This is a genomic window from Paracoccus sp. MBLB3053 (genome assembly GCF_031822435.1).
Classification (GTDB): domain Bacteria; phylum Pseudomonadota; class Alphaproteobacteria; order Rhodobacterales; family Rhodobacteraceae; genus Paracoccus; species Paracoccus aurantius.
On sequence record NZ_JAVQLW010000001.1, the window covers coordinates 2,838,681 to 2,850,522 of the forward strand.

The following is an 11,842-nucleotide window of genomic DNA, read 5'->3' on the forward strand; positions in this document are numbered from 1 at the left end:
AACCCCGACATGAAAGACCTGACCCAGACCGATGCCGAAGCCCTGATTGCAAAGCTCGGCGCCAATGCGCGCGAAGCGGCAAGCGTGCTCGCCGAAGCCACCGCAGAGCGCAAGCATGCGGCGCTGATCGGAGCCGCCGACGCGATCATCGCATCGGAAAGTGCAATTCTCGACGCCAATGCGCAGGATATGCGCTTCGCCGAGGAAAAGGGGCTTTCGCCAGCCATGCTCGACCGGCTTAGCCTCGATCCGTCCCGCATCCGCGCGATGGCCGATGGTCTGCGGTCAGTTGCGGAGCAGGCCGATCCGGTCGGCCGCGTGCTGGCCGAATGGGACCGCCCGAACGGGCTCCATATCCAGCGTGTCGCGACTCCCCTGGGCGTCATCGGCGTGATCTATGAAAGTCGCCCCAATGTCACCGCCGATGCGGCGGCACTCGCGCTGAAATCCGGCAATGCCGTCATCCTGCGCGGCGGCTCTGAAAGCCTGCATTCTTCGGAAGCGATCCATCAGGCGCTGGTCTCCGGCCTGAGACAGGCCAATCTGCCCGAAACGGCAATCCAGCTCGTGCCGACGCGGGATCGCGAAGCGGTGGCGGCCATGTTGCGGGCTCAGGGGCTGATCGACGTCATCATCCCCCGCGGTGGCAAGGGCCTGGTTGGCCTTGTTCAGAGTGAGGCCCGCGTGCCGGTTTTTGCCCATCTCGAAGGCATCTGCCACGTCTATGCCGACCGCGATGCCGATCCTGACAAGGCGCGTCGGGTCGTCCTTAACGCCAAGACCCGGCGGACCGGGATTTGCGGCGCAGCAGAATGCCTGCTGATCGACCGCGAGTTCTTCGCCAAGCACGGCCCGGTCCTTGTGCAGGATCTGCTGGATGCCGGCGTCGAGGTGCGCGCTGACGGCGAGCTATCGCAGATTGCCGGCACCATCCCGGCCGAGCCATCCGATTTCGGGCAGGAATTTCTGGATAAGATCATCGCGGCGAAACTTGTCGACGGGGTTGGCGAGGCAATCGATCACATCCGCCGCTATGGCTCGGGTCATACGGAATCGATCCTTACCGAAAATGACGCGACGGCCGAGCGCTTCTTCAAGGGCCTCGACAGCGCGATCCTGATGCGCAATGCCTCGACCCAGTTCGCTGACGGCGGCGAATTCGGCATGGGGGCCGAAATCGGGATCGCGACGGGAAAGATGCATGCCCGCGGACCTGTCGGCGCCGAACAGTTGACGAGCTTCAAATATATCGTAACCGGCGACGGGACCATCCGCAGCTAGGATCGCGACCTGAAGCGGCGGCTGCATGACGCCGGCAGGCAAAGGATAGGATCGCGCGCTTGAGGGCCAATGGCACGAGACATGGCGGCGCCGCAGCGCGCCGCCATTTCGGGCTAGAATGCGATCTCGCCACCCCTTTCATCCAGTTCCCAGCTCAGATGACGGCCCTCACGCTGAGCAAAGCATCCAAGCAAAGCGAAATGTACCTCGGATGGCGCGGGTTCTGGCCGATCACGTCCGGCCTCGGCATCAAGCCAGCTCCACAGTGCCGGGTCCAGCTTGGTCCGCGCAGCCTCTGCCAGAAGCCGCCACCCGGTCGCGCCTCGGCATACAAGTATGGTTCCGCCCCAAGGCATTGCCGTCTCCAGACACATGAGCGCGAGCAGGATCAGCCGAGCTTCCGGTCGTGGCAAATCGCCCTGCGCGTCCAGCCGCAGCCGAAGCCGCCCGCCCTTTTCGACATCCCCCAGAAGCGATGAAAGCTCTGCAAGGCTGATCCGCTGATCGGGCGATGACTGGCCAAACCCGATCCGGAACCAGCGGACCCTCGCGCGGGCGGCCTCGATGCTTTCGGCAACCAGCACCAGTTCAGGACTGTCCGAGATGCCGGGCCATTCGCCGGACAGTTCGAGCAGCTCCAGCCCATTGCCGATCGCCCCCAGGGGCGAGACGAGATCGTGGCACAGGCGCGAACATACCAATGCGGCCAGCCGTTCAGGCTCGATCGGCAGTCGGGGTGAGGAGTTGCGGCTGATTGTCAGATCGTCCATCGAGGTCTAGCCTTGGTTGTGCCGCAGGAAGGATCGCGACATGAATGAAATCCTTGAACCCGGAATGCTCGTCCGACACCCCGGCGCGCCTGAATGGGGGGTGGGTCAGGTCCAGTCACGTATCGGGGACCGCATCACCGTCAATTTCGCGAATGCCGGCAAACAGGTCGTCGACGGCCGCAATGTCAGCCTGGAGCTCGTCAACAACTACTCATAATTTATAGTGCAAGAATTAATGCAACTTAAGATTGTGTCAATCCCCCCGCCCGCGCAATCGAGGAACGGCATGTGCTGTTGCATTAAGGACCGCGCCCGCCTAACACATGCGGCAGAAGAAACAGACTTGGCCCAATCCATAAGATGACGCTCGACGGCTCGTATTTCGAAACGCGGCTTGCCACGGATGAGGCCGATCTGCTTGCTGTCCAGCGGCTGCGCTACCGGGTGTTCGTCGAGGAACTGGGCGGAGACGGCTCGCTGGTCGATCACCAGCGCAGGCTGGAGCGCGACGAATTCGACCCGATCGTCGATCACCTGATCCTGGTTGATCGGCGCAGGTCCAAGGACGATCTCGAACATGTCCTGGGCGCCTATCGGCTGCTGCCCGGAGATCGCGCCGAAAAGTTCGGCCGGTTCTACTGTGACGCGGAATATGATCTGGACCCACTGCGTCGCTCGGGCAGGTCGCTTCTGGAACTTGGTCGATCCTGCATGGACGCCGAGATGCGCGGCGGGACAGGCATGTTCCTGCTGTGGAATGCGCTTGCCGAATATGTTCTGGGGCGAGAGATCGAGCTTCTCTTCGGCGTCGCCTCGTTCCATGGCATCGACACCAACCAGCACGCCCAGTCCCTGACCTGGCTGCACGAGCACCATCTGGCGCAAGAGCATATCCGACCGGTCGCCCGCCAGACGGGCTATCATCGCATGGACCTTGTGCCCCAGGCCGATCTGGACCGGCGCGTCGCAATGGCGAACATGCCCCCGCTCATCAAGGCCTATCTGCGCCTTGGCGGCATGATCGGCGAAGGCGCGTATCTTGACCGCGAATTCAACACCACGGACGTGTTCTTGCTGGTGGACACTGCGGCGATGTCGGCAAAGCACAAGAAATTCTACGAAACCCGCTGGCAGTCCCAATGAGCGATCCGACAACGGAACCGCGCAACGGATTGCGCGGCCCTTGGTACGGCGACGCCCCTGCCCCGGTGATCGAAAGGCCAACGGCGCTTGGCCGCGTTCTGATGATCACACGCGGTCTGGGGATCATTTCCGTCCTGCTGATCGGCGTCATGCTCATCATCCCGATGCGCTGGCTCGAACGGCTCATATCCGGCGCGCGCCGGCCTTGGACCGGCCCCTGGGTTCAGGGGGTGTGCCGGCTGTCCTTGTGGATCCTGGGGCTGAAGTGGCACCGCGAGGGCGTTCCCATGCGCGGCCCAGGCGCCGTCGTCGCCAACCACTCAAGCTGGCTCGACATTCTCGTGCTGAATGCGGCCATGCCGGTTTTCTTCGTTTCGAAGGCCGAGGTCGCCACCTGGCCCGGCATCAATGTGCTGACCCGCGTCACCGACACGCATTTCGTCACCCGCGACCCCAAGCTTGCCCGCGCACAGGCCGAGGAATTCGCCTCGCGCACTCGTGCCGGCCATAGGCTGCTGTTCTTCCCCGAAGGCACGAGCACCGATGGCCGCAGGGTCCTGCCCTTCAAGCCGACGCTGTTTCAGGGGTTCCTGGCACCTGAACTACCCAAGGGTCTGGCAATCCAGCCGATGACGGCGGTCTACCATGCACCGGAAGGCCGCGATCCGCGCTTCTATGGCTGGTATGGCCACATGTCCCTTGGCCCGCATCTGATCGCTGTGCTGTCCCAGGTCCGCCAAGGCAGCGTCACCGTCCGCCTGCATCCGCCGATCCCGGTCGAGGACGAGACGCGCAAGACGCTTTCGGCCAAGGCCGAAAGCGCAGTGCGGAACGGGTTCGAAAAGGGCTGATGCCCCGGCCGCCTAGAGCGGCCAGAACAGCGGGATCGTCAGACAGGCCACGATGCCCGTGATGATGTCCAGGGGAATGCCCACCCGGATGAAGTCGCTGAACTTGTAGCCTCCGGGGCCATAGACCATCATATGTGTCTGGTAGCCGATCGGGGTCGCGAAGGCGACCGTGGCCGAGAACATGACCGCGACGACATAGGCCCGAGGGTCATGGCCCAGAGATTTTGCCAGCGCGATGGCAATCGGGGTCAGCAGCACCGCGACCGCATTGTTCGAAAGCACCTCGGTCATGGCCAGACCAAGGAAATAGACGCAGACAAGCGTCACGAATGGAGGCAGGTGCTGCAGGAAGGGTGCCACGGTATCGACGATCAGGTTGACCGTTCCGGTGTATTCGAGGGCCTCCCCCACCGAGAGCATCGCGAAGATCATCGCGAGCAACCGTCCGTCGACAAAGGCAAAGGCCTCCTCGGCATCCACGCAGCGGGTCACAAGAATAAGCGCCGCGGCAAGGAAGGACAAGGCGAGGATCGGGGCGACGTTGAGCGAGGCGAGCACCACCACGGAAAGCAGAGCGAGAATGGCGATGGGCGCGCGATCGCGACGGAAGGCCCGAGCGGCCGGACGCGATACATCGACCAGTTCCATATCTGCGGCAAGGCGTGCGATATCCTCGGGCGCCCCTTCCAGCAGCAAGGTGTCGCCGACGCGCACGACCAGATCGTCAAGCTGCCGGCCGATGTTCTGGCTGCGGCGATGTGCCGCCAGAACATACACACCATAGCGACGGCGCAGGCGCATGTCGCCAAGGCGGCGACCGATCAGCCGCGCGCCGGGCGAGATCAGGACCTCGACCGTCTCGGTGGCAACCGAGCTGAGCTTGTCGACCATCTGCAGGTTCTTGTTGGCCTGCATCTCAAGCAGATAGGCCATTTCAGTGCGCAGAACGACCCGATCACCGGGTTCAAGCACCACTTCGGCCAGATTGCGGCGCAGCGACGCATCGCCACGCAGCACGTCCACCAGCCGCACCGCTTCGCGCTTGAAGAAGGGCACCTCGGTAACAGCCTGGCCGACAAGGCTGGAATCCTCGGGGATCGCGACCTCGGTGAAATACTTCATTTCGCGCGGGGTCCCCAGGAACCCGGCCAGCGAGGTCCGATCCGGCAGAAGCTTGCGGCCGATCAGAAGGAAATAACCGATACCCGCCACGGTGATCGCAATGCCCACGGGCGCGATCTCGAAGATGGTAAACGGCGTCATCCCGGCCTCACGCGCGACGCCATCGACAAGAAGGTTCGTCGAGGTGCCGATCAGCGACAGCATCCCGCCAAGGATCGTGAAATAGCTGAGCGGCATCAGGAATTTAGATGGAGCCAGCCCGAGCCGAATGGCAAGCTGGATGAAGATGGGGATCATTACCGCCACGACCGGCGTGTTGTTCATGATCGCAGATGCGACGATCACGAAGGCGAAAAGCGCGCAGACCGTCAGCCGGGGCTGGGAAACCGCGCGTGAAGCAACCAGTTGCGACATCAGTTCAAGGGCGCCGGTCCTGAGCAGACCACCCATGATGATGAACATGAAGGCGATGGTCCAGGGCGCGGCGTTCGAAAGCACACTTGCCGCGTCCTTGACCGGAAGCAGACCCAGCAGCATCATCGTCGCGGCAGAGCCGATGGCGACGACCTCAGGCGGGTGCTTCTCGCGAATGAACTGGATGAAGGTAAAGGCGACGATGATAAGCATCGCAATCGCCGCATTCGTTCCCGTCAGTTCGAACCCGAGCATGAATATCCTGTCCCGTGCGCCGCTAAATCACGGCCCTTACGATGGGTTTTAGAATATTTTTCTGCGCTGCCGCAAGCGAAACGCAGGCCAGATTCACGAATGGGCGGCGGTTGGCGCCAATCTGCCTCCGGTACGGACAGCTTCGATGGCTGTGGCCTTGCCGCTACGGTCATCGGTCGTGACCATAACGCCACACAACGTCGCTTCGCCTTCGGCGGGGGTGAAGCGTTCTGACACCATGCCGGTCAGGAAACGCCGCAGGGGTTCGGCCTTGTCCATGCCAATGACGCTGTCATAGTCGCCGCACATGCCCGCATCCGACTGATAACCCGTGCCGCGCGACAGGATCATGGTGTCAGCCGTTGGCACATGGGTATGGGTCCCGACGACAAGACTTGCGCGCCCGTCGCACCAATGACCGATCGCCATCTTCTCGCTGGTCGCCTCGGCATGGATGTCGACCACCGAGGCCTGCACCAGCCCGCCCAGCGTGTGGCTGCGCAGCACCGCGTCGATGGCCGAGAAAGGATCGTCAAAGGGCCGTTTCATGAAAACCTGACCAAGGATCTGCGCAACCAGGATCTTGCGCCCCCGCGTCGCCTCGAAAACCCGCGCGCCCTTGCCCGGCGCGACCTTGGAATAGTTCAAGGGCCGGATGACGCGGGGCTCGGTCTCGATGAAGGACAACATGTCCTTCTGATCGAAGGCATGATCGCCCAGCGTGATGCAATCTGCCCCGGCTTCGAGGATCAGCTTGGCATGTCCGGCCGTCAGGCCCATGCCGCCCGAGGCGTTCTCGCTGTTGACGATGGTGAAATCTGCCCCGAGCCGCTCTTTCAGCGGCTGGAGCCCTTCGGTAATGGCGCGACGGCCGGCCCGGCCCATCACGTCCCCAAGATATAGAATGCGCATGCCGCGAGCGTTAGGCCAATCCCGGCCTCTGCTCAAGTCCCGCGACGTGCCGTCACCCGATCCATGCGCCAAAGAACGCCGACGCAAGGGCAACGACGGCTCCGATCGCGATCCCGGCCGCCAGGCCCGACCTGCGATCGCGTCGCCCTTCGCCCGCGTCGCGGGGCTCGCGCAGCAGTTCGGGCAGCCGATTTTCCAGGAACTCTGGCAGAAGCGGGGCAAAGCGCGCCACCACCTGCGCCGATCGGCCCAGATCGCGCACCGCCGCCTTGGGGCCAAGGTTGTCGCGGATGTAGCTTTCCACCACGGGCCGGGCGACTTCCCACATATTGATCTGGGGATCGAGCGAGCGCGCCACGCCCTCGACCACGACCATGGTGCGTTGCAAGAGAATAAGCTCGGTCCGGGTCCGCATCCCGAAGCGCTCGGTCACCTCGAAAAGATAGGCCAGCAGGTTCGCCATCGAGATCTGGCTGGCATCCGCACCGAAAATCGGTTCGCCCACGGCACGGAGCGCTCGGGCGAATTCGGCCATGTCGCGGTCGCGCGGCACATAGCCTGCCTCGAAATGGACACGCGCCACCCGCATGTAGTCGCGTCGGATGAAGCCCATCAGGATCTCGGCATAGACGCGGCGGGTATATTCGTCGATCTCGCCCATGATGCCGAAGTCGTAGATGACGATATCGCCATTCGAGGCAACCTTCAGGTTGCCCTGATGCATGTCCGCATGGAAAAATCCATCCCGCAGAGCATGTTGCAAAAACAGCTGCAGCACCCGCGAACCCACCTTGGGCAGATCATGTCCGGCGGAACGCAGACCGGCGACATCGCCCATGGGCGTGCCCTCGGCCCAATCGCTGGTCAGGACGCGGCGCGCGCTCAGATGCCAATGCGGATGCGGCACCCGCATGCCTTCATCCTCGCGCGTGTTCTCAGCGAATTCGGAAGCCGCGGCCGCCTCGCGCCGCAGGTCCAATTCTCCCGTCACGACGGATTCGAAATGGCTCACCACGTCGCGCGGGCGCAGGCGGCGCGTCGCGGGCGAGATGTTCTCGATCATCGAGGCGGCGAAATGGAACGCGTCGATGTCGCGTCGAAAGCCTGCCTCGACCGAGGGCCGCAGCACCTTGACCGCGACTTCGCGCCCGTTATCGGCGCGCCGTGCCCGATGGACCTGTGCGATCGAGGCAGCGGCGACGGGTTCGGAAAACTCGCTGAAAAGCGCCTCGACCGGCTTGCCCAGAGCGTCCCCGACAATGCGCTTGGCCCGATCCTGCGGGAAGGGCGGCAGGCGGTCCTGCAGCATCGAGAGCTGCTGGGCCAGTTCGGGCCCGACCACGTCGGGTCGCGTCGAAAGGATCTGGCCGAACTTGATATAGGCCGGACCCAGCGCGGTGATCGCGCGGGTGACGGGCGGCAAAGCCGGATCGCCCTTGTAACCCAGCCATGCAAAGGGCCAGCCCAGCACATGCGCCGCAAGCCGCACCCGGGCCGGGGCATTGACCGCATCCAGCGCCGCCCGCATGGCCCCGGTCCGCTCGAAAGTGGCGCCGGTGCGGATCAGGCGCCAGATGTTATGGGGTCCGCGCATGGTTCAGACCTTCCAGCCGGAATGCAGCGCGGCGATCCCCATGGACATGTTGCGATATTGCACGCGGCCGAAGCCGGCGTGGCGGATCATCGTGGCGAAAGTTTCCTGATCCGGGAACTTGCGGATCGATTCCACGAGGTACTGGTAGCTGTCGCGGTCATTGGCGACGATCTCGCCCATCTTGGGGATCACGTTGAAGCTGTAGCGGTCGTAAAGCCATTGCAGCATCGGAACCGGCATCTGGCTGAATTCCAGCACCATCAGGCGGCCGCCGGGCTTCAGCACGCGACGCGCCTCGGCCAGCGCATCGGGGATGCGGGTGACGTTGCGAATGCCGAAGCTGATCGTGTAGCGGTCGAAACTTTCATCGGCAAAGGGCAGCTTCATCGCGTCGCCCGTGACCCAGGCGAGGCGGTCGGCAAGGCGGCTCGCCTCGGCGCGCTTGCGCCCCTCGACCAGCATCGACTCGGTCATGTCGCAGACGGTGACCCGCGCACCCGAGGCGCGCTGCAGAAAGCGGAAGGCCACGTCACCTGTTCCCCCCGCGACATCCAGCAGGTGCTGGCCGTCGCGCGGCGCAAGCCAGTCCATCATCGCCGTCTTCCAGACGCGATGGATGCCCACGCTCATCAAGTCGTTCATCACGTCATATCGAGACGCCACGCGCGAAAAGACGCCATGCACCAGCCCTGCCTTTTCCTCTTCCGCCACGGTGCGGAAGCCGAAATGGGTTTCGTTGCGCTGGTTGTCGGTCATCTTGCTTGTCCATTCGTCGTTTCGCGCCCAGATAGGCCAGATGCGCGCCGCGCACCATGCGACGAATGGAAAATAAATGCCAGAACTGCCTGAGGTCGAAACCGTCCGCAGGGGCCTCGCCCCGCATCTCGAAGGGCACGTCATCACCCGCGCCGAGGCGCGCCGCCCCGACCTGCGCTGGCCCCTGCCCCCGGATCTCGTGCAGGTGGTGACCGGGGCGCGGGTGACGGGCCTCAGGCGGCGCTCGAAATACATCCTGGTGGATCTCGAGGATCGCGGCAGCATCCTTCTGCATCTGGGCATGTCGGGACGCATGCTGATCGAGGGCGCCGTTCAGGGCGAGTTCCACCGCGATCCGGCGATCCTGCCGCGCCATGACCATGTTGTCTTCTGGAACGATGAAGGCACCCAGATCACCTTCAACGACGCCCGTCGATTCGGCATGGTCGATCTCGTGGCGCCGGGGGCCGAACATCCGATGCTGGCCCATCTCGGCCCCGAACCCCTGTCCGACGATTTCACCCCCGATGTCCTGATCCGCGCTTTCTCGGGCAAGAAGACTCCGGTCAAGGCCGCCCTGCTGGATCAGCGCATCGTCGCGGGCCTGGGCAATATCTATGTGTCGGAGGCGCTCTACCGCGCCGGGATCGATCCGCGACGGCTGGCCGGCCGCATTTCGGCCGCGCGCATTTCGGCCCTGGTCGGGCATATCAAGGATGTGCTGAGCGAAGCCATAGCCGCAGGCGGATCGAGCCTGCGCGATCACCGCCAGGCAACCGGGGAACTCGGCTATTTCCAGCATTCCTTCCGCGCTTATGGCCGCGAGGGCGCGCCTTGCGCGACAGCAGGATGCAGCGGCGTCATCCGTCGCATCGTGCAATCGGGCAGATCCAGCTTCTATTGCCCGACCTGCCAGAAATAGCCCAGCGAAAGAATCAGCAGTTGAACCATGAACCGCCCGGGACTGCGCGCGGTGCTAGCCAGATGCTCGCGGCTTTGTTACGAGTCGCGACCAGCTTCAATGCGAAAGGCTAGGTTTGAATGGCTTACCAGACCCTCACCGTCGAGATCGACGACTATGTTGCACTGATCCGGCTGAACCGGCCCGAAGCGCTGAATGCCCTGAACTCGCAGCTGCTAAGCGAATTGGGCAATGCGCTGGCCGAGGCCGACCAGAACGAAAAGGTCCGCTGCATCGTTCTGACAGGTAGCGAAAAGGCATTTGCCGCCGGCGCAGACATCAAGGAAATGGCCGAAAAGAGCTTTGTCGAAGTCTATAACGACGATCTTTTCGGCGCCGAGATCGACCGGATCACCGCGACCCGGAAGCCGATCATCGCGGCCGTCTCGGGTTATGCCCTGGGCGGGGGGTGCGAATTGGCCATGGCTTGTGATTTCATCATCTGCGCCGATAACGCCAAGTTCGGACAACCTGAAATCAATCTGGGCGTCATTGCCGGCATCGGCGGAACCCAGCGCCTGACCCGTTTCGTTGGCAAGTCGAAATCCATGGAAATGCACCTGACGGGACGTTTCATGGACGCAACAGAAGCCGAGCGCGCGGGTCTTGTCAGCCGGGTCGTGCCTGCCACCAAGCTGATCCCCGAGGCGGTGGCGACAGCGCGCAAGATCACCGAAAAATCGCTGGTGGCCGTGATGGCCGCGAAGGAAGCCGTCAACCGAGCTTATGAGACGACGATGCGCGAAGGCATCCTGTTCGAACGCCGCACCTTCCAGGCGCTCTTCGCGACCGAGGACCAGAAGGAAGGCATGGCGGCGTTTCTCGAAAAGCGCGAACCCCAGTTCCGCGACCGGTAATTTCCGCTTGGCAACCCGCTCCGGCACCTATATAGGGCCGAGCTTACATGCGCGTGGGCCCGCTTTAAGGCAAGAATCGTGATCGTCCTTTCGGGACGATGCCATGGGGCTTTTGCGTAACCGAGACACATAGAACAGACAGGACCGCACCCATGGCCAATACGCCCCAATCGAAAAAGCGCGCCCGCCAGATCGAGCGCGTGACCGAAGTCAACAAGGCACGTCGCTCGCGCATCCGCACCTACCTTCGCAAGGTCGAAGAAGCGATCGCCAGCGGTGACGCTGCTGCCGCGAGCCAGGCGCTCAAGGCTGCTCAACCCGAGCTGATGCGCGGCGTGAGCAAAGGCGTCGTGCACAAGAATACCGCTGCCCGCAAGATGTCGCGCCTGGCAGCACGCGTGAAGTCGCTCGCCGCCTGATCGGCTGCGGCATTTACGCAACTGAAAGTAGAATTAGATTGGGCACGTTCATCGTGAGCGTGCCCTTTTCCATTAAATCCGATGGGCTAATTTATTGCAATATAACGGCTTTCGCGCTGTCACGATACCGTCACCGCGCCGTGAGATTCGAACGGCAAAGTGACTGTCAAGCGCGAAGATCGGTTGTCGGCAGAGCGTCGTTCTTGCTAGCTTCGGTCCTGCGATTCACGTCGCACCTGGGGGACATGCCCCGTGGACCGGCTCTGCCGTCGGAATACGGGCTGGAAGCTTGATCGGGGGACGATCCAGCGACCAATGTAACGTGAACCGGCTTTCTGCCGGGCCACGCTTCATGAGTGGAGGCAAAGCCGCGGGATGGCTTGCGCGTCGCTTTTGCGGCGGGACATCCTGTTGTTTTGTCGCCAGTCCATCCGGGGACCGATGCCGAATCAACTCACGCCGGGCAAACCCGGCGGGTACATGGGCTAAGAAACGGACTTGGGCGAG

Annotated in this window: 12 protein-coding genes; 7 read left to right on the top strand and 5 right to left on the bottom strand. The window is 63.1% G+C overall.

Annotated elements, in window-relative coordinates; translation table 11 throughout:
* The first annotated feature begins 9 nt into the window (after nt 1-9).
* Nucleotides 10-1,281: a glutamate-5-semialdehyde dehydrogenase gene (locus RGQ15_RS14165; protein WP_311160980.1), complete on the top strand. Its 1,272-nt coding sequence runs from the start codon at nt 10-12 to the stop codon at nt 1,279-1,281.
* A 113-nt stretch (nt 1,282-1,394) separates the two neighbouring features.
* Here the strand turns inward: RGQ15_RS14165 and RGQ15_RS14170 are convergent, their stop codons facing one another.
* A complete protein-coding gene (locus RGQ15_RS14170) occupies nt 1,395-2,051 on the bottom strand; it encodes a histidine phosphotransferase family protein (protein WP_311160981.1) in 657 nt (218 codons plus the stop codon).
* Nucleotides 2,052-2,091: 40 nt separating this feature from the next.
* On the opposite strand from RGQ15_RS14170, the gene RGQ15_RS14175 reads away from it, so the two are divergent.
* The 3 genes from RGQ15_RS14175 to olsA all read left to right on the top strand — a co-directional run bounded on the left by RGQ15_RS14175 (nt 2,092) and on the right by olsA (nt 4,045).
* Nucleotides 2,092-2,268: a DUF3553 domain-containing protein gene (locus RGQ15_RS14175; RefSeq protein WP_311160982.1), complete on the top strand. Its 177-nt coding sequence runs from the start codon at nt 2,092-2,094 to the stop codon at nt 2,266-2,268.
* 143 nt (nt 2,269-2,411) lie between these two features.
* Entirely contained in the window at nt 2,412-3,194 is a 783-nt protein-coding gene (gene olsB / locus RGQ15_RS14180; RefSeq protein ID WP_311160984.1) for a l-ornithine N(alpha)-acyltransferase, read from the top strand.
* Entirely contained in the window at nt 3,191-4,045 is an 855-nt protein-coding gene (gene olsA / locus RGQ15_RS14185; protein ID WP_311160986.1) for a lyso-ornithine lipid O-acyltransferase, read from the top strand. The genes olsB and olsA overlap by 4 nt, the downstream gene beginning before the upstream one ends.
* 12 nt (nt 4,046-4,057) lie before the next feature.
* On the opposite strand, the gene RGQ15_RS14190 is transcribed toward olsA, so the two are convergent.
* The 4 genes from RGQ15_RS14190 to ubiE all read right to left on the bottom strand — a co-directional run bounded on the left by RGQ15_RS14190 (nt 4,058) and on the right by ubiE (nt 9,098).
* On the bottom strand, nt 4,058-5,836 hold the full coding sequence (locus RGQ15_RS14190; protein ID WP_311160987.1) for an SLC13 family permease: 1,779 nt from the start codon (nt 5,834-5,836) through the stop codon (nt 4,058-4,060).
* Between the two features lie 93 nt (nt 5,837-5,929).
* The gene (locus tag RGQ15_RS14195) at nt 5,930-6,748 is read right to left on the bottom strand and encodes a TIGR00282 family metallophosphoesterase (protein WP_311160989.1); all 819 of its coding nucleotides are present in this window, start codon (nt 6,746-6,748) and stop codon (nt 5,930-5,932) included.
* Nucleotides 6,749-6,800: 52 nt separating this feature from the next.
* Entirely contained in the window at nt 6,801-8,342 is a 1,542-nt protein-coding gene (gene ubiB, locus RGQ15_RS14200) for a 2-polyprenylphenol 6-hydroxylase (protein ID WP_311160990.1), read from the bottom strand.
* 3 nt (nt 8,343-8,345) lie between these two features.
* Complete coding sequence (gene ubiE / locus RGQ15_RS14205; protein WP_311160991.1) at nt 8,346-9,098, bottom strand: bifunctional demethylmenaquinone methyltransferase/2-methoxy-6-polyprenyl-1,4-benzoquinol methylase UbiE; 753 nt, start codon at nt 9,096-9,098, stop codon at nt 8,346-8,348.
* A 76-nt stretch (nt 9,099-9,174) separates the two neighbouring features.
* Here ubiE and mutM point away from each other — a divergent pair, with 76 nt between their 5' ends.
* The 3 genes from mutM (at nt 9,175) to rpsT (ending at nt 11,335) form a co-directional block, all read left to right on the top strand.
* A complete protein-coding gene (mutM, locus tag RGQ15_RS14210; protein ID WP_311160993.1) occupies nt 9,175-10,020 on the top strand; it encodes a bifunctional DNA-formamidopyrimidine glycosylase/DNA-(apurinic or apyrimidinic site) lyase in 846 nt (281 codons plus the stop codon).
* A 119-nt stretch (nt 10,021-10,139) separates the two neighbouring features.
* Nucleotides 10,140-10,916, top strand: a complete 777-nt coding sequence (locus RGQ15_RS14215) for an enoyl-CoA hydratase (RefSeq protein ID WP_311160994.1) — start codon at nt 10,140-10,142, stop codon at nt 10,914-10,916.
* A 152-nt stretch (nt 10,917-11,068) separates the two neighbouring features.
* Complete coding sequence (gene rpsT, locus RGQ15_RS14220) at nt 11,069-11,335, top strand: 30S ribosomal protein S20 (RefSeq protein WP_311160995.1); 267 nt, start codon at nt 11,069-11,071, stop codon at nt 11,333-11,335.
* Nucleotides 11,336-11,842 lie beyond the last annotated feature (507 nt).